Below are 18001 nucleotides of genomic sequence, written 5' to 3'. Positions count from 1 at the left end.
CAGTAACGGCTTCCGCGAGGGATAAGCCAGAGGGCAACAGAAAATTCTTCATGAAGGCCGCCGAATGGCCGTCGAATCAACAGCCACTGTTGTCCGACGGCTCTATTTCGGGGCTTAGCGATTAATGTGTAACTCCACCCTACGGTTTTTCGCGCGTCCTTCATCCGTTTCGTTGTCGGCCAACGGCTGGCTTTCGCCTTTGCCTTCGCTGGTGAGTTTGCTCGGCGCAATGCCCTGGCTCAACAGATAAGCCGCCACACTGCTGGCGCGACGCTCCGAAAGTGCCTGGTTGTATTCATCCGAACCGACGCTGTCGGTATGACCGATCACCTTGATGCTCACCACATCGGCGAATTGCAGTTTGGACATCAGCGAATCCAACTGACTCTGCGCGGCGGGACTCAGGTCAGACTTGTTGAAGGCAAACAGCACGTCGCTGGGCAGCGTGATGACTTCGGGCTCAACAACTTCGACAGGTTTCACGCTGGCCGGGTACTGCGGCAGCGGACAACCATGGTGTTCGACAGGCGTATTGGCCGGGGTATCGGGGCAACGATCACGCCGATCGAAAACGCCGTCTTCGTCCTCATCGCCATCCTGGGCGTAACAGATCAAGCCACCGGTCAAGATACCGAGTGCTGCGCCACCGCCTGCCCAGCCGGCACTTTCAATCGCGCCCAGACCGCCGCCGACCAGTCCGCCGATGAGGCTGCAGATCGGCCAGGTACGTTGATTGAGAGGGGCGGTGCCATCGCTGTGAGTGGCGCAACCGGTCAACAGGCTGCCTAGCAGCAGAACCGGCAAGACGGTCCTTGTGAGAACGCTCATTGTGAAAGCTCCTGTGTTACCGGCCCATACCGGTTACACAGGAGTAAAGACCCGCATCCGCGACTGCACAAGCCGCGGAGCGGATGGGACTTAGCGGTTGATTTTGATTTCCGTGCGACGGTTCTGCGCACGGCCGTCAGCGGTTTTGTTATCGGCCACCGGCTGGCTTTCACCGGCACCGGTCACAGACACGAAGCTGCTGCGTGGGACGCCTTGCTGGATGAGGTATTCAACCACCGAGTGAGCACGCTTATCCGACAGTTTCTGGTTGTAGGCATCACTGCCCACGCTGTCGGTATGGCCGGTCACGGTCAATTGAGCGGTGGAGGCTTCCTGTTTCAGGCGCGTGGCGATTGTGTTGAGTACATCTTTATCGGCAGGCGTGAGTGTGGCTTTGTCGAACTGGAAGTGGACATCGCGGATGACAATGACTTCTTCCTTGACCACCACGACTTCTTCGACCATTGGCGCAGGTACCGGTGGAGGGCAGCCGTCGGCATCGACCTTCACGCCTCGAGGCGTACCCGGACACTTGTCGCGACTGTCCGGCACACCATCGCCGTCTTCGTCACCATCGCCATGCACCCAGCAATAAGCCGCGGCGAAACTGCCGACGGCCAGCGCGCCATACCCCGCCCATGCCGTACTCTCGGTCGCACCGAGACCCGCACCGATGACACCACCGACCCCTGCACAGGTCGGCCAGTCGGTTTTCTGCAAACCTGCGCAACCAGTCAACACACTGGTTAGCAGAACCAAGGGTAATGCTGTCCGAACTATGCTCATCTAGTTTTCTCCTGAGGGATCGGCTTGAAACCGATTCAGGGAGTAAAGACCGGAGTTTTAATCTCCGCCAGCAATAGGCCACCGCTGTTTTGTCACGTATTCACGGCCGTTCGCCGATTTTGGTGCAAACCCGCTCTAGGCCCGCACGTTTGGGCAGGCTAGTCTTGGTGCTCTTTTTGAGGAACTCTGATGATTGCAGGTATTTCTTCGCGCACGCCCCAGCAGGCGTTGGCCGCTTTGCTTGATCGATACGCCCCCGCGCGCCTGTTGTTGATCGGCGCCAGCGAATTCCCGCACTTGAGGCGTTCAAGCTCGCGCACCCGGACAGCTGCGTGGCGCATGCGGCACCGGGTGCACTGCCGGCCGAACTGGCGGCGCGCCGCTTTGATCTGGCGCTGGTGGTCGATTGCCTTGAACACCTGCCAAAGCGTGACGGTCTGAATCTTTTAGGCGGGATCCGTAATCTGAACGCCAGCCGCATTGCGGTGCTGGCGGATTTGCCGGCCAGCGGCTGGCAGGAGACGGATTTCTTTTCCCTGGCCTTGCAAGCCAGTGAACGCTTCCAGCGCGATGAACAAGTGCTGACGCTGTTCACCTACGATCTGCTTGACTATAAACAGGTGCCCGACTGGCTCAACTCGCGGTTCTGGGCCAATCCGGAAAACTTCGGGAAATATTGGTGGTAACGCAATGAGTACATCCATTTGCCCTTGCGGCAGCGGCACCCTGCTCGATGCCTGCTGCGGCCATTACCATGCCGGGCATCCGGCGCCGTGCGCCGAAGCCTTGATGCGCTCGCGCTACAGCGCTTATGTGCTGGGTTTGATCGACTATCTGGTGGCAACCACCCTGCCCGCGCAACAGGCCGGCCTGGATCGCCAGTCCATCAGCGACTGGAGCGCGCAAAGCACCTGGCTGGGTCTGGAGGTGGAAAGCTCCGAGGTATTGGGCGGTCAACCGGAACACGCATTCGTCACGTTCACCGCACGCTGGCATGACGGTGGGGGTGAACACAGCCACCGCGAGCGCTCCTCGTTCGTGCAGAACGCCGGGCACTGGTACTTCATCGACCCCACCGTGCCACTCAAGGCCGGACGCAACGATGCCTGCCCGTGCGCCAGCGGGCAGAAATTCAAGAAGTGTTGCGCGGGGTATTTCGGCGCGTGAGGTGATTCCAAAGGGCTAGACTGGGTTCTAGGGAGAAACACGACCATGATCACCCGGCGCCTTGCACTTTTTCTCTTCACCTCGCTCCTCTTTCTGGGGCTCGGCGGCTGCGCGTCCTGGTTCGGAGACGATCTGCCGGACCCGCAGGTGCACCTGGTGAAGGTTGAAGTGGTCCGCGCCAAACTGCTGGAGCAGAAATTCATTCTGCACTTTCGCGTCGACAATCCCAATGACAGCGACCTGACGGTGCGCGGCCTCGAGTACCGTATTCACTTGGGCGACCTGCTGTTGGCCGAAGGCGAGCATGAACACTGGTTCACCGTCGGCCCCAAACGCAGCGCCTATTTCAAGGTGCCGATCCGCACCAACCTGTGGCCCAAGGTGCGGGACCTGGTGAAAATGCTGAAAAAACCCGATCAGCCCATCCCCTATCGTCTGGAAGGTGAAATGGAAACCGGTTTATTCATCGCGCACTACGTGCACCTGGCGCGCAATGGCGTGATAATCCCCGCCGATTTAATTCCGGAGCAGAACCGATGACCCAGCAACCCCATGTCCATGGCCCTGACTGCAACCACGATCATGACCATCACGACCACCATGATCACGACCACGGCCATGTCCACGGCCCGAACTGCGGCCACGCCCACCAGGAACCGGTGCGCAACACCCTGAAAGATGTCGGCCGCAACGACCCTTGCCCATGCGGCAACGGCAAGAAATTCAAGAAGTGCCACGGCGCTTGATGCTTCGGGCGAAAAACTTCTTCGCCGCTTGAATCGACTTCGCGAGCAAGCCCGCTCCCACATTGGTTCTGTGCACGCATCCCCCCTGCGGGAGCGACGGTGCGTCGCTCCCGCAGGGAACTCAGCCAGCCTTCAATATCTGTGCAGTACTCACGACCGTCGCATATTCTCCGTGCAAATTCCCCAGCGACATCGCATGCACTTCCTCGGCTGAGTGCGCATGGCCAAAATAATCGGCCTTGTCGAACGTAAAGCACGCATCCTCCGCCACCCACGCGTCAAATCCCAGATTCCCGGCCGTTCGCGCCGTGGACTCCACCGAGTTATGGGTCGCAACGCCAACGATGATCAACTGCTCAATCCCCGCCTCGCGCAAACTCGCCTCCAGCCCGGTCGCACAAAATGCATCCGGTACCTGTTTCTGAATCAGTTGTTCGCCGGCCTGGGGCATGAAGCGTTCCTGAAACTCAACGCCTGCTTGCTGCGGCCAGAACACCGATTCCGGTGAACGGGACAGGTGCTGCACATGAATCACCGGCCGTCCGGTTCGCCGCCAATACGCCAGCAAATCGACAATTCGTTCCTCGGCCTGAGGATTATTTCGGCAACCGAGCCGGGGCTGCAAAATGCCTTTTTGTTGGTCGATGATGATCAGTGCTGCGTTGGTCTTAAGCTCCATGCCGACTTTTCTCACAACAGGTCATTGAATTTCAGGCACTTCAGCATCACTTCCTCTTACAGGCAAGATTGTGTTTATCGGACAAATCCTGAAATAACCTGACACCCTGCTTGCGCGCCCTCCTCCTGCTCACTAACGTAGCGCCTTTAATGACGCTACCCCCCCGCAGGAGCTTTGCCATGGCCTCGCCAGCCCTTACACATTTTCTTCCCCGGTTCGGCGTTGCCGCAGCAGTGGCCGGTGTTTTGAGCCTGACCGGTTGTCAGACCTGGAACACCCAGGACACCCTCCCGCCGACCACCGGCGTACAGCCGCTCAAGGGCCTGGCGCAGAACGTTTCGGTGCGCCGCAATGCCATGGGCATGCCGCTGATCGAGAGCAACAGCTTCCACGACGCCCTGTTCGCCCTCGGTTATGTCCACGCCAGCGACCGCATCACGCAAATGGTCACCTTGCGCCTGTTGGCCCAGGGCCGTTTGTCAGAGATGTCAGGTTCGGACCTGCTGGACGCCGACCGCTACATGCGCGCCGTCAATCTGAAGAAAAGCGCGGGCGAGTTGTACAAGGCATCGTCGCCGCGCCTCAAACGCTTCTTCGAAGTCTATGCGCGCGGCGTCAACGCCTACCTGTTCCGTTTCCGCGACAAGCTGCCGGCCGACCTCGCCGCCAGCGGTTACAAGCCTGAATACTGGCAACCGGAAGACTCGGCGCTGATTTTCTGCCTGATGAACTTCAGTCAGTCGGCCAACCTGCCGGAAGAAATCAACGCGCTGATGCTGGCCCAGACCGTCACCACGGACAAACTCGGGTGGCTGACGCCGTCCGCCCCCGACGAAAAACTGCCGCTGGGCGAAGCTGAAAAACTGCAGGGCATCAAGCTCAATGGCGCCATCCCGGGCCTGACGCAAATCAGCAAAGCCACCGGGCAACTGTCCGACCTGAATCTGCTGGGCGCCACCTCGTCGAACAACTGGGCCATCGGCCGGCAACGCAGCCGCAGTGGCAAAAGCCTGCTGGCCAGCGACAGCCATGGGCCTTTGGGTGTGCCGTCGTTGTTCAGCTACGTGCAGATTCGCGCACCGAAGTACCAGGCCTCTGGCGTGACGATTGCCGGTTTGCCCATGGTGCTCGGCGGTTTCAACGGCAAAGTGGCGTGGAGCATGACCTCGGTCATGGGCGACAACCAGGACCTGTTCCTGGAAAAAATCAAACGCCAGGGCAACGGCCTCACCTATGAAGTCGGCGGCAAATGGCAGCCGGCGATCGTGCGCAACGAAACCTACTTCGTCAAAGGCCAGCGGCCGATTCGCGAAGTGGTGTACGAAACCCGCCACGGTCCTTTGCTCAACAGCGCCCAGGGCATGACGCTGGCCAATGGTTTCGGCCTGGCTTTGCAGACGCCGAATTTCACCGACGATAAAACCCTGGACGCGTTTTTCGACCTGTCCCGGGCACAGACCGTCGAGAAAGCCTCGGACGCCAGCCGTGAAATCCGCGCCATCGCCTTGAACCTGGTGTTCGCCGACGCCAGCAACATCGGCTGGCAAGTCACCGGGCGTTACCCGAACCGTCGCGAAGGCGAAGGCCTGCTGCCGTCGCCGGGCTGGGAAGGTCGCTACGATTGGGACGGCTACGCCGACCCGATGCTCCACCCGTATGACCAGGACCCGTCCCAAGGCTGGCTCGGCACCGCCAACCAGCGGGTCATTCCCCATGGCTACGGCATGCAGCTGTCCAATTCCTGGTCGGCTCCGGAACGTGGCGAACGCCTGGCCGAACTGGCGGGTGTGGGCAAACACGACACGCGCAGCGTGATCGCGATGCAATACGACCAGACCACGACGTTCGCCGCCAAACTGAAAAAAATGTTTGAAGCGCCGGGCATGGCCCAGCCGCTCAAACAAGCCATCGAAGCCCTGCCGGTTGCCGATCGCGGCAAGGCTCGCGAGGCGTACACCCGCTTGATGGCCTTCGACGGCAAACTCAGCCCGACCTCTGCGGATGCGGCGATCTACGAGCTGTTCCTGCAGGAAAGCACCAGACAGATCTTCCTCGACGAACTGGGCCCGGAAAGCAGCCCGGCGTGGAAAGCCTTTATCGCCAACGGCAAGTTGTCCTACGCGGCTCAGGCCGATCACTTGCTGGGCCGTGAAGACAGTCCGTTCTGGGATGACGCACGCACGCCGCAGAAAGAAGACAAGCCGGCAATCCTCGCTCGCAGTCTGGCGGCGGCGATCAGCGCCGGTGACAGTCAATTGGGCGGCGATCACAAAGCCTGGCAGTGGGGCAAGTTGCACCGCTATGAGTGGAAGAATGCCAGCGGCCAGACCGTGCGCGGTCCGCTCGCGGCCGGCGGCGATCACACGACGCTGAACACGGCGGCCTTCACCTGGGGTCAGGACTTCAACACGACGCTGGCGCCAGCCATGCGCTTTATCGTGGACTTCAGCCAGGCCGAACCGCTGATGGGGCAGAACAGCACCGGTCAGTCCGGCAACCCGGCGAGCCCGCACTACCTCGACAGCATTGATCCATGGCTGAAGGGGCAATACATGAGCCTGCCGATGCAACCGCAGAACTTTGACAAGGTGTACGGCAAGACACGGTTGACCCTGACACCCGGCAAGTAACCCCTTTCGCCACTGATCGTTCCCACGCTCTGCGTGGGAATGCCTCTAGGGACGCTCCGCGTCCAGTGGCGCGGAGCTTCACGGGCTGCATTCCCACGCGGAGCATGGGAACGATCAGCGCGCGAAACTCGATAGAACTTCTCGCTTCGCGCCAACCTCATAGCTAACAAGCCCCCCCATTTTGGTAACAACATGGATCTTGTTATCGCGCGCCCTGAAGGTTTGTACTGCCCCGCCGGCGATTTCTATATTGACCCGTGGCGGCCGGTCGAGCGTTCGGTCATCACGCACGCCCATGGCGACCATGCCCGCACCGGCAACCAGCATTACCTGGCGGCCGCGCCCGGTGAAGGGATTTTGCGTGCGCGACTGGGCCAGGACATCAGCCTGCAAACCCTGCCCTATGGCGAGCGCTTGCGGCACCACGGTGTCACCCTGAGTTTTCACCCTGCCGGCCACGTCCTCGGCTCAGCCCAGGTGCGCCTGGAATATGGCGGCGAAGTCTGGGTCGCCTCGGGGGATTACAAGATCGAGCCCGACGGCACCTGCGCACCCTTCGAGCCGGTGCGCTGCCACACCTTCATCACCGAGTCGACCTTCGGCCTGCCAATCTATCGCTGGCAACCCCAGGCGCAGATCTTTGACGAGATCAATCAGTGGTGGCAGGCCAATGCCGCCGCCGACAAAACCAGCGTGCTGTTCTGCTATTCCTTCGGCAAGGCCCAGCGCATTCTCCATGGCATTGACGCCAGCCTCGGCCCCATTCTGGTGCATGGCGCGGTCGACCCGCTGAACCGGGTGTACCGCGAGAGCGGCGTTTATATACCGCCGACGATCTACGCCGGCGACGTGCAAAAGAGCGATCCGATGATGCGCAAGGCGCTGGTCATCGCCCCGCCATCGGCTGGCGCCAGCAACTGGATGCGCCGGTTTGGCGACTACAGCGACGGCTTCGCCAGCGGCTGGATGCGATTACGCGGCACGCGGCGCAGACGCGGCGTGGACCGTGGCTTTGTATTGTCCGACCACGCCGACTGGCCCGGCCTGCTCTGGGCCATCGAACAAACCGGCGCCGAACGGGTCATGGTCACCCACGGTTCGGTGGCGGTGCTGGTGCGGCATCTGCGCGAACAGGGCCTTGATGCCATGGGTTTCAGCACCGAATACGGCGACGATGAGGAAGACAACGCGGCCGTCGAAACCGAGCACGCCGAGGTGGCGACATGAAGGCCTTCGCCGAGCTGTATGCCGAACTCGACGCCACCACGTCAAGCAATGCCAAACTGGCCGCGATGCAGGCTTACTTCGCCAAGGCTGCCCCCGAAGATGCGGCGTGGGCGGTGTACTTTTTGTCCGGAGGGCGACCTCGGCAGCTGGTGCCGGTGCGCGTGCTGCGTGAGCTGGCCGTCGAATTTTCCGGCCTTGAGCCGTGGCTGTTCGAAGAAAGTTATCAGGCGGTTGGCGATCTGGCGGAAACCATTTCGCTGGTCCTGCCTGAAACCCTGCACAGCTCCACCGACGGGCTGGCGGTGTGGATTGAAGACAAGCTGCTGCCCCTGCGTGGCGAATCCCCGGAAGTCCTCGCCGCACGATTGCCCGCACTCTGGGCACAACTGGACCGTCACAGCCTGATGCTTTGCATCAAACTCATTACCGGCAGTTTCCGCGTCGGCGTCTCCAAACTGCTGGTGACGCGAGCCCTGGCAGCCATGGCCGGACTCGACAGCAAACGCGTGGCCCAGCGGCTGGTCGGGTACACCGACCTGTCCAATCGCCCGAACGCCGTCAGTTACCTGAAATTGATCGCGGCCGAATCGCCCGACGAACATGCCCAGCGAGGTGGTCAGCCTTACCCGTTTTTCCTGGCCCATGCCCTGTCACAACCGGTCGAGCAATTCGAAGCCGTGCTCGGCCCGGCCAGCCAGTGGCAAGTGGAATGGAAGTGGGACGGCATCCGCGCCCAAGTGATCAAGCGTGACGGGCGCCTGTGGGTCTGGTCACGCGGCGAAGAACTGGTAACCGAGCGTTTCCCCGAACTCGACAGCCTGTTGCACGGACTGCCTGACGGTACAGTGATCGACGGCGAAATCGTCGCCTGGAAAGCCCCTCGCCCCAACACTGACGATGCCTTCAATCCACAATCGCCGTCCGCTCCGGCGGTGCTGCCCTTCGCACTGTTGCAACAGCGGATCGGCCGCAAAACCCTGGACAGGAAAATTCTCGAAGAAGTGCCGGTGGTGGTCCTCGCCTACGATTTGCTGGAATGGCAAGGCGAGGACTGGCGCAGCCAGCCTCAGGCCAGGCGCCGCGCTCAATTGGATCAGCTCATCACCAACTGCAACAACCCGGTATTACTCCCCTCACCGGTGCTGACCGGCGAAGACTGGTTCGACCTCGCCAGACAACGTGAGGCCTCCCGCAGCCTCGGTGTCGAGGGCATGATGCTCAAGGCCCGGGATGCGCTGTATGGCGTCGGCCGGACCAAGGACATGGGCGTCTGGTGGAAATGGAAAGTCGACCCCTTCAGCGTCGATGCGGTGCTGATTTATGCGCAGCGCGGCCATGGTCGCCGGGCGAATCTCTACAGTGATTACACCTTCGCGGTCTGGGATGGCCCGCCGGACGCCAGCGAACGCACCCTGGTGCCTTTCGCCAAAGCCTATTCAGGGCTGACCGACGAGGAAATGCGCCAGGTCGACAGCATCGTGCGCAAAACCACGGTGGAGAAATTCGGGCCGGTGAGCAGTGTGAAACCGAGCCTGGTGTTTGAGCTGGGGTTCGAGGGCATTGCCCTGTCGAAACGCCACAAGAGCGGGATTGCCGTGCGGTTTCCGCGGATGTTGAGGTGGCGGCAGGACAAGTCAGTGGAAGAAGCCGACAACCTCGCAACGCTGCAAGATTTGTTGGGCTGAAAGAACTTTGTGGCGAGGGAACTTGCTCCCGTTCGGCTGCGAAGCCGTCGCAAATTTTCTACAGCGGGACCGCTTCGCGCTCCGGCGGGAGCAAGCTCCCTCGCCACAGGACTTGCGCCTCCATGACCTGATTTGGTGCGGCTATTTTCCGATGCCCGATTCCGTGCACAAATCCCCTGTTGCCATTTCTTGTATCACCTTTTAAAACGCTTGTTCGGGACTCTGGTTCGGAAATTGCTACTTTCAATGGGTCTTACGCTTTCCAGTAACAATAATTCTGCGCCACAAGCGCTCATATTGGTTCTTAGGGATTGAATAATGAAAAAAGCATTGCTGACCCTTTCTGCACTGGCGTTGTGCATGGCTGCTGGCTCCGCCATGGCAAAGGAATACAAAGAACTGCGTTTTGGCGTTGACCCTTCCTATGCTCCGTTCGAATCGAAAGCGGCCGACGGCAGCCTGGTGGGCTTTGACATCGATCTGGGGAACGCGATCTGCGCCGAGCTGAAGGTCAAGTGCAAATGGGTCGAAAGCGATTTCGACGGCATGATTCCGGGCCTCAAGGCCAATAAATTCGACGGTGTGATCTCTTCGATGACCGTCACCCCGGCCCGCGAAAAAGTCATCGACTTCTCCAACGAACTCTTCTCCGGCCCAACCGCCTATGTATTCAAGAAGGGTTCCGGCCTGAGCGAAGACGTCGCTTCTCTGAAAGGCAAGACTGTCGGTTACGAGCAAGGCACCATCCAGGAAGCGTACGCCAAGGCCGTGCTGGACAAGGCCGGCGTGAAGACCCAGGCCTATCAGAACCAGGATCAGGTGTATTCCGACCTGATGTCGGGTCGTCTCGACGCTGCGATCCAGGACATGCTGCAAGCCGAACTGGGCTTCTTGAAGTCGCCAAAGGGCGAAGGCTACGAAGTCAGCAAGCCAGTTGACAGCGAATTGCTGCCGGCCAAAACAGCTATCGGTATCTCTAAAGGTAACAAAGACCTCAAAGAGCTTTTGAATAAAGGTATCAAAGCGTTACACGACGATGGCACCTACGCCACCATTCAGAAGAAACACTTTGGCGATCTGAATCTGTACAGCGGCAAATAATGCCCGGCGCCCATCTCGCGATGGGCGCTTTTTTCACCCGATCAGGTTGCTGATTTATGTTCGAAAACCTATTACAAAACCTGGGGCTCTCAGCCTTCAGCCTCAAGGGCTTCGGTCCGTTGCTGATGGAAGGCACCTGGATGACCATCAAATTATCGGCATTGTCGCTGCTTTTGGCCGTATTGCTCGGCCTGCTCGGCGCCACCGCCAAACTGTCAAAAGTCAAACTGGTGCGGGTTCCGGCCCAGATCTACACCACGCTGATTCGCGGCGTGCCGGACCTGGTGCTGATGCTGCTGATTTTCTACAGCCTGCAAACCTGGCTGACGTCGTTTACCGATTTCATGGAATGGGAATACATCGAGATCAACCCGTTCAGCGCCGGGGTCATCACCCTGGGCTTCATCTATGGCGCGTATTTCACCGAAACCTTCCGCGGGGCGATTCTCGCCGTGCCTCGGGGTCAGGTCGAAGCGGCTACCGCGTACGGCCTCAAACGTGGCCAGCGCTTTCGAATCGTGGTGTTCCCGCAGATGATGCGCTTTGCCCTGCCGGGTATCGGCAACAACTGGATGGTGATGCTCAAGGCCACCGCGCTGGTGTCGATCATCGGCCTCGCCGATTTGGTCAAAGCAGCGCAGGACGCCGGTAAGAGCACCTATCAACTGTTTTACTTCCTGGTGCTTGCCGCGCTGATTTACCTGCTCATCACAAGCGCTTCCAACTTCGTCCTGCGCTGGCTCGAACGCCGCTACGCCGCCGGTTCCCGGGAGGCCGTACGATGATCGAACTCTTGCAGGAATACTGGAAACCCTTCCTTTATACCGACGGCTACAACATCACCGGGCTGGCCATGACCCTGTGGCTGCTGACCGCCTCGATCGTCATCGGTTTCCTGGTGTCGATCCCGCTGTCCATCGCCCGGGTCTCGCCGCACTTCTACATTCGCTGGCCGGTGCAGTTCTACACCTACCTGTTCCGCGGCACACCGCTGTATATCCAGTTGCTGATTTGCTACACCGGCATCTACAGCCTGGCCGCCGTGCGCGCTCAACCGGTGCTGGATGCGTTCTTTCGCGATGCGATGAACTGCACGATCCTGGCGTTCGCCCTGAACACCTGCGCCTACACCACGGAGATTTTCGCCGGGGCGATCCGCAGCATGGCCCACGGTGAAGTCGAAGCGGCCAAGGCCTACGGTCTGACAGGCTGGAAGCTGTATGCCTACGTGATCATGCCGTCGGCCCTGCGTCGCTCGTTGCCTTATTACAGCAACGAAGTGATTCTGATGCTGCACTCGACCACCGTGGCGTTCACCGCGACCATCCCGGACATCCTGAAAGTCGCGCGGGACGCCAACTCGGCGACCTTCCTCACCTTCCAGTCGTTCGGCATCGCTGCGCTGATCTACCTGACCGTTACCTTCGCGCTGGTCGGCCTGTTCCGCCTCGCCGAACGCCGATGGCTGGCGTTCCTCGGGCCGTCCCACTAGGACCCGCTTTCAGGAATAAAGAGACAAACATGCGCCACCAGATACATGACTTGCTGGCCCCGCTGCCGGGGACCGCTCGACAGATTCACAGTTTCCACTTCGGCCCAACGTCGGCCAAAGGCAAGATCTACATCCAGTCGTCCCTGCATGCCGATGAAATGCCCGGCATGCTGGTGGCCTGGCACCTCAAGCAGCGCCTGGCGGAACTTGAAGCCACCGGCCGCCTGCGCAGCGAAATCGTGCTGGTGCCGGTGGCGAACCCGGTCGGCCTGGAACAGGTGCTGATGGATGTGCCGCTGGGCCGCTACGAGCTGGAAAGCGGGCAGAACTTCAATCGCTGGTTCGTCGACTTGAGCGAAGCGGTGGGCAACGAAATCGAAGGCCAGCTTGGCGATGAGCCGCAGCGCAACCTCGAGTTGATCCGCGAAAGCCTGCGCAACGCCCTCGCTCGGCAAATCGCCAGTACTCAGCTGCAATCCCAACGCCTGACCCTGCAACGGCTGGCCTGCGATGCGGACATGGTGCTGGACCTGCATTGCGATTTCGAAGCAGTCGCCCACCTTTACACCACACCCGAAGCCTGGCCGCAGGTCGAGCCGCTGGCCCGTTACATCGGCGCCGAAGCGAGCCTGCTGGCCACCGATTCCGGCGGTCAGTCGTTCGATGAATGTTTCACCCTGCTCTGGTGGCAGTTGAAAGAACGCTTCGGCGAACAGTTCAACATCCCGCTGGGCAGTTTCTCGGTCACCGTCGAATTGCGCGGCCAGGGCGACGTCAATCATCCTCTGGCCAGTCTCGACTGCCAGGCGCTGATCGACTACCTGATTCACTTCGGCGCCATTGCCGGCGAAGCGGCGCCATTGCCCGAACTGCCCTACCCCGCCACCCCGTTGGCCGGCGTCGAGCCGGTGTCGACACCGGTGGGCGGTCTGCTGGTGTTCACCGCACTGCCGGGGGAATACCTCGAAGCCGGGCAACTGATCGCCGAAATCATCGACCCGATCAACGATCGCGTCACACCCGTTCATTGCACCGCCGCCGGCCTGATGTACGCCCGCTCGCTGCGGCGCATGGCCACTGCCGGCATGGTGATCGCGCACGTCGCGGGCACCGAGGCCTATCGCAGCGGCTACCTACTTTCGCCTTGAGGATGCATGCCCCATGTACAAACTGACCATCGAAGGCCTGCATAAAAGCTATGGCGATCATCATGTGCTCAAAGGCGTGTCACTCAAGGCCAACACCGGCGACGTCATCAGCCTGATCGGCGCCAGTGGCTCGGGCAAAAGCACCTTTCTGCGCTGCATCAACTTTCTCGAACAGCCCAATGACGGCGCCATGACCCTGGACGGCCAGAACATCCGCATGATCAAGGACCGCCACGGCATGCACGTGGCTGACCCCGATGAACTGCAAAAAATTCGCACCCGCCTGGCCATGGTGTTCCAGCACTTCAACCTGTGGAGCCACATGACGGTGCTGGAAAACATCACCATGGCCCCGCGCCGGGTGCTGGGTTGCAGCAAGGAGGAAGCCGAAGACCGCGCGCGGCGTTACCTCGACAAGGTCGGGCTGGCGGCGCGCGTGGCGGATCAATACCCGGCGTTTCTTTCCGGTGGCCAGCAGCAACGCGTGGCGATTGCGCGGGCATTGGCCATGGAACCGGAAGTCATGCTGTTCGATGAACCGACCTCGGCGCTCGACCCTGAGCTGGTGGGTGAAGTGCTGCGGGTGATTCAAGGCCTGGCCGAAGAAGGCCGGACCATGATCATGGTGACTCACGAAATGAGCTTCGCCCGCAAGGTGTCGAGCCAGGTGCTGTTTCTGCATCAGGGCCTGGTCGAGGAAGAAGGCGCGCCGGAAGACGTGCTGGGCAACCCGAAGAGCGAGCGGTTGCAGCAGTTCCTGAGCGGCAACCTCAAGTAACACTGCAAAGCCTGTAGGAGCGAAGCTGGCTCGCCAAGGCGGAGTATCAGCCGACATCATCGTTGCCTGACACTCCGCCTTCGCGAGCCAGCTTCGCTCCTACTGGGTTCAGATTCCGATCAGCAGTACTGCGATTAAACTTGTTCACCCACGCCGCGGTCACTGAAAGAAGACTTTCAGAGCGCACACCGCCGGCATGGGATCGTCCACCGACTACGCATCACAATGGTTCAGCGCCCGCGACTGGAAGCCATTCGTCTTTCAGAAGCAAGTGTGGACGGCCGTCAAGCGCGGTGAGTCCGGATTACTGCATGCCAGCACGGGTGCCGGTAAAACCTATGCAGTCTGGTTTGCCGCGCTCAATCACTACGCCAAGTCCATTGCCCCTGTTGAAAAACCTCGCAAACGAAAACCGCTGGCCGAACCGCTGACGGTGCTGTGGATAACCCCCATGCGCGCCTTGGCCGCCGACACCGCTCGCGCCCTTGAAGCGCCGCTGCACGACCTGCAGATCCCCTGGAGCGTCGGCCTGCGCACCGGCGACACGAGCAGCAGCGAACGTGCGCGTCAGAGCCGGCGCCTGCCCACCACGCTGATCACCACCCCTGAAAGCCTGACGCTGATGCTCGCCCGTGCCGATGCGCAAGCAGCGCTATCGACCTTGCGCATGGTGGTGGTCGACGAATGGCACGAACTGCTCGGCAACAAACGCGGCGTGCAGCTGCAACTGGCCCTCGCCCGTTTGCGTCGATGGAATACGGACCTGATCGTGTGGGGCGTTTCCGCGACGCTGGGTAATCAGGCCCACGCCGAACAGGTGTTGATCCCACAAGGTGGCGGCATCAGTGTTCAAGGCCAGACGTCCAAGGAACTGCGGGTCGACACGTTGCTACCGCCAGCCATCGAGCGATTTCCCTGGGCCGGCCACATTGGCTTGAAGATGTTGCCGCAAGTCGTCGCTGAAATAGACTCAAGCCCCAGCAGCCTGGTGTTCACCAACACTCGCGCGCAATCCGAGATCTGGTATCAGGCGTTGCTGGAGGCGCGCCCCGATTGGGCCGGGCTGATTGCCTTGCACCACAGCTCACTGTCGCGAGACACCCGCGACTGGGTCGAGCGAGCGCTGAAGGAAGGCCAGCTCAAAGCGGTGGTCTGTACTTCAAGCCTGGACCTGGGGGTGGATTTCCTGCCGGTGGAACGGGTGCTGCAAATCGGCTCGGCCAAAGGTGTGGCGCGCCTGATGCAGCGGGCCGGGCGTTCCGGTCATGCGCCGGGGCGAGTGTCACGGGTGACGTTGGTGCCGACCCACAGCCTGGAACTGATCGAAGCGGCGGCGGCTCAAGATGCCGTGGCGCAACGCAGCATCGAGCCTCGGGAGTCGCCGCACAAACCGCTGGATGTGCTGGTTCAACACCTGGTCAGCATGGCGCTGGGCGGTGGGTTTGCTCCCGGCGAATTGTATGAAGAAGTTCGTAGAACCTGGGCTTATCGAGACCTGACGGCGGCGGATTGGACCTGGGCGCTGGCGTTTGTACGCCATGGCGGGCTTTCCCTGACAGCCTATCCGGATTATCGCCGGGTCGAGCCTGACGAGTTTGGCGTCTGGCGTGTACCGGATGCGCGGCTGGCGCGGCGGCATCGCATGAGCATCGGCACCATCGTCAGCGATGCGAGCATTCAGCTGAAGTTCTGGAGCAAGGGCGGCGGCAAGCAGTTGGGCAGTGTCGAGGAAGGTTTTATTGCGCGACTGAAGCCGGGCGACGGTTTCCTGTTCGCGGGGCGCTTGCTGGAGTTGGTGCGGGTGGAAAACATGACCGCTTATGTCAAACGCAGCACCGCGAAAAAAGCCGCGGTGCCGCGCTGGAATGGCGGGCGGATGCCCCTTTCCAACGAACTGGCGCAGGCGGTGGTCGCGCGTTTCAGTGCAGCGGAGCAAGGCGAGTTCATCGGCCCGGAGATGCGGGCTCTGCGGCCGCTGCTGGAGGTGCAGCGACGCTGGTCCGGGTTGCCGACCTCGAACTCGTTGCTGGCCGAAGCACTGAAATCCCGCGAAGGCTGGCACCTGTTCCTGTACCCCTTTGCCGGGCGTCAGGTGCATCTGGGCCTGGCGAGTTTGCTGGCGTGGCGGGTCAGCCAGCAGCAGGCGGTGACGTTTTCCATCGCGGTCAATGATTACGGGCTGGAGTTACTCAGCGCCACCTCTGTGGATTGGTCGCAGGTGTTGAACCCAGGCCTGTTGAGCGCCGAGCACTTGTTGAACGATGTCCTCGCGAGCTTGAATGCCGGCGAACTCGCGCTTCGCCGCTTTCGGGAAATCGCCCGCATTGCCGGACTGGTGTTTGCCGGCTACCCCGGCGCACCGAAAAGCACACGGCAGGTTCAAGCCTCCAGCGGACTGTTCTTCGAGGTGTTCAAGCAGTACGACGCGGGGAATCTATTGCTGGCGCAGGCCGGGGAAGAAGTCCTACGGGAAGAACTGGATATTCATCGTCTGGAACAGACATTGGCGCGTATCAATCGTCTGAAACTGGACCTGCATCAGATCAAACGTCCTACGCCGCTGGGGTTTCCCCTGTTGGTTGAACGCATGCGGGAAAGCATAAGCTCGGAAAAACTCGCGGACCGTATCCGTCGCATGGTCACCGACCTTGAGAAAACCGCCGAAACCGGGAAAACCTGATGAGTACGCCCTATCCCGTGAGTCTGGCCGGTGAAGAACTGTGGCTGCTGCCGGAAAAAGCCATTTACTGGCCGGCGCAACAAGCCCTGTTGATCGCTGACGTGCATTTTGGCAAAGCGGCGGCGTATCGCAGCCTTGGCCAGCCGGTGCCCCATGGCACCACCGCCAGCAATGTCGCAGTGCTGGACGGGATGTTGGCCGCCCTACCCTGCCGTCAGCTGATTTTCCTCGGGGATTTTCTGCACGGGCCCGGCTCCCATGCTTGCGGCACGTTAAGCGCCCTGGCTGAGTGGCGAGCGCGGCACCCGGATCTGCCAATGACGCTGATCCGCGGCAACCACGACAAACGCGCCGGGGACCCGCCGGCTTCGTTAAACATACGCGTAGTGCCCGAACCGTTATTGCTCGGACCGTTCGCCTTGCAGCATGAGCCCGATCCGCATCCGCACCGGCATGTACTCGCCGGGCATGTGCATCCGGTTTATCGGCTGAACGGCAAAGGTCGGCAACGTTTGCGCCTGGCGTGTTTCAGATTGGGCGAGGACATCAGCCTGCTCCCGGCCTTCGGCGCGTTTACCGGCGGCTATCAGATCGAACGGGACGACAGCTGCAGGATCTTTGTCATCGGCGACAACGAAATATGGCCAGTCAGCGTGTAGGAGCGAAGCTTGCTCGCGAAGGCGGTGTGTCAGGTAAGAATGATGTTGTCTGACACACCGCCTTCGTCGGAACTCCGTCCAAAGCAAGCTTCGCCCCTGCAGGTAATAGCAATCAGGCTACGGGCGCGGGAGGTGGCTCATCCGGCAGGGTAGGCTCACCGGGCTCGGTAGGCTGTTCGTTCGGGGTATCAGGATCAGGCTGGCCGGGGATGCCCCCTGCCATGCTGATGGCTGGATGTGCCAACAAGGACCAGGCCAGGACGCCAATCTGATTGGGCTCAAGCCTTGCCAGTTCGGCACTTATTCGCGGATCGATCTTCATAAAGCACTCCTGAGCGATGGCCCCGTCCGCTGTACGCGAACCGGGCAGTACACCCAATAGAGTGTCTACCCGC

The 18001-nt window shown here is 60.8% G+C and carries 17 protein-coding genes and 1 pseudogene; 14 read left to right on the top strand and 4 right to left on the bottom strand.

Annotated features, from left to right (window positions below; translation table 11 throughout):
* Positions 1 to 114 precede the first annotated feature (114 nt).
* The gene (locus RHP74_RS06490; protein WP_010462630.1) at positions 115 to 828 is read right to left on the bottom strand and encodes an OmpA family protein; all 714 of its coding nucleotides are present in this window, start codon (positions 826 to 828) and stop codon (positions 115 to 117) included.
* A gap of 90 nt (positions 829 to 918) precedes the next feature.
* Complete coding sequence (locus RHP74_RS06485) at positions 919 to 1614, bottom strand: OmpA family protein (protein ID WP_311098422.1); 696 nt, start codon at positions 1612 to 1614, stop codon at positions 919 to 921.
* A 189-nt stretch (positions 1615 to 1803) separates the two neighbouring features.
* Between RHP74_RS06485 and RHP74_RS06480 the strand changes: the two are divergent.
* The 4 genes and pseudogenes from RHP74_RS06480 to RHP74_RS06465 all read left to right on the top strand — a co-directional run bounded on the left by RHP74_RS06480 (position 1804) and on the right by RHP74_RS06465 (position 3527).
* Positions 1804 to 2300, top strand: a pseudogene (locus tag RHP74_RS06480) (DUF6231 family protein).
* Between the two features lie 4 nt (positions 2301 to 2304).
* The gene (locus RHP74_RS06475; protein WP_010462636.1) at positions 2305 to 2781 is read left to right on the top strand and encodes a YchJ family protein; all 477 of its coding nucleotides are present in this window, start codon (positions 2305 to 2307) and stop codon (positions 2779 to 2781) included.
* A 45-nt stretch (positions 2782 to 2826) separates the two neighbouring features.
* Positions 2827 to 3321, top strand: a complete 495-nt coding sequence (locus tag RHP74_RS06470) for an LEA type 2 family protein (RefSeq protein ID WP_311098419.1) — start codon at positions 2827 to 2829, stop codon at positions 3319 to 3321.
* Positions 3318 to 3527, top strand: coding sequence for an SEC-C metal-binding domain-containing protein (locus RHP74_RS06465; RefSeq protein WP_145307512.1), 210 nt, complete (start codon positions 3318 to 3320; stop codon positions 3525 to 3527). The genes RHP74_RS06470 and RHP74_RS06465 overlap by 4 nt, the downstream gene beginning before the upstream one ends.
* 121 nt (positions 3528 to 3648) lie before the next feature.
* Here the strand turns inward: RHP74_RS06465 and RHP74_RS06460 are convergent, their stop codons facing one another.
* Positions 3649 to 4206, bottom strand: coding sequence for a cysteine hydrolase family protein (locus RHP74_RS06460; RefSeq protein ID WP_311098416.1), 558 nt, complete (start codon positions 4204 to 4206; stop codon positions 3649 to 3651).
* Between the two features lie 179 nt (positions 4207 to 4385).
* Between RHP74_RS06460 and RHP74_RS06455 the strand changes: the two genes are divergently transcribed.
* The 10 genes from RHP74_RS06455 (at position 4386) to pdeM (ending at position 17606) form a co-directional block, all read left to right on the top strand.
* Positions 4386 to 6836 (top strand): penicillin acylase family protein, encoded by a 2451-nt coding sequence (locus RHP74_RS06455; protein ID WP_311098414.1) that lies wholly within the window; start codon positions 4386 to 4388, stop codon positions 6834 to 6836.
* 192 nt (positions 6837 to 7028) lie between these two features.
* The gene (locus RHP74_RS06450; RefSeq protein WP_154912954.1) at positions 7029 to 8063 is read left to right on the top strand and encodes a ligase-associated DNA damage response exonuclease; all 1035 of its coding nucleotides are present in this window, start codon (positions 7029 to 7031) and stop codon (positions 8061 to 8063) included.
* Entirely contained in the window at positions 8060 to 9748 is a 1689-nt protein-coding gene (locus RHP74_RS06445) for an ATP-dependent DNA ligase (RefSeq protein ID WP_311098412.1), read from the top strand. Before RHP74_RS06450 ends, RHP74_RS06445 begins: the two co-directional genes overlap by 4 nt.
* A 318-nt stretch (positions 9749 to 10066) precedes the next feature.
* Positions 10067 to 10849 (top strand): transporter substrate-binding domain-containing protein, encoded by a 783-nt coding sequence (locus RHP74_RS06440; protein ID WP_010462646.1) that lies wholly within the window; start codon positions 10067 to 10069, stop codon positions 10847 to 10849.
* 56 nt (positions 10850 to 10905) lie between these two features.
* Positions 10906 to 11634: an ABC transporter permease gene (locus RHP74_RS06435; protein ID WP_010462647.1), complete on the top strand. Its 729-nt coding sequence runs from the start codon at positions 10906 to 10908 to the stop codon at positions 11632 to 11634.
* Positions 11631 to 12341, top strand: coding sequence for an ABC transporter permease (locus tag RHP74_RS06430; RefSeq protein WP_311098410.1), 711 nt, complete (start codon positions 11631 to 11633; stop codon positions 12339 to 12341). Before RHP74_RS06435 ends, RHP74_RS06430 begins: the two co-directional genes overlap by 4 nt.
* Positions 12342 to 12370: 29 nt before the next feature.
* Positions 12371 to 13489 (top strand): M14 family metallopeptidase, encoded by a 1119-nt coding sequence (locus tag RHP74_RS06425; RefSeq protein WP_311098408.1) that lies wholly within the window; start codon positions 12371 to 12373, stop codon positions 13487 to 13489.
* Between the two features lie 13 nt (positions 13490 to 13502).
* Positions 13503 to 14267 carry an ABC transporter ATP-binding protein gene (locus RHP74_RS06420; protein WP_010462652.1) on the top strand — a complete coding sequence of 255 codons (765 nt, stop codon included), beginning with the start codon at positions 13503 to 13505 and terminating at the stop codon, positions 14265 to 14267.
* Positions 14268 to 14463: 196 nt separating this feature from the next.
* Complete coding sequence (locus tag RHP74_RS06415; RefSeq protein WP_311098405.1) at positions 14464 to 16947, top strand: ligase-associated DNA damage response DEXH box helicase; 2484 nt, start codon at positions 14464 to 14466, stop codon at positions 16945 to 16947.
* Positions 16947 to 17606: a ligase-associated DNA damage response endonuclease PdeM gene (pdeM, locus tag RHP74_RS06410; protein WP_311098403.1), complete on the top strand. Its 660-nt coding sequence runs from the start codon at positions 16947 to 16949 to the stop codon at positions 17604 to 17606. Before RHP74_RS06415 ends, pdeM begins: the two co-directional genes overlap by 1 nt.
* A gap of 112 nt (positions 17607 to 17718) precedes the next feature.
* On the opposite strand, the gene RHP74_RS06405 is transcribed toward pdeM, so the two are convergent.
* Positions 17719 to 17928, bottom strand: a complete 210-nt coding sequence (locus tag RHP74_RS06405; RefSeq protein ID WP_010462659.1) for a hypothetical protein — start codon at positions 17926 to 17928, stop codon at positions 17719 to 17721.
* Positions 17929 to 18001 lie beyond the last annotated feature (73 nt).

Source organism: Pseudomonas sp. SG20052 (genome assembly GCF_031766055.1).
Taxonomy (GTDB): Bacteria; Pseudomonadota; Gammaproteobacteria; order Pseudomonadales; family Pseudomonadaceae; genus Aquipseudomonas; species Aquipseudomonas mandelii.
Note: the sequence above shows the minus strand (reverse complement) of the source record. Positions and strands in the feature narration are given on the sequence as shown.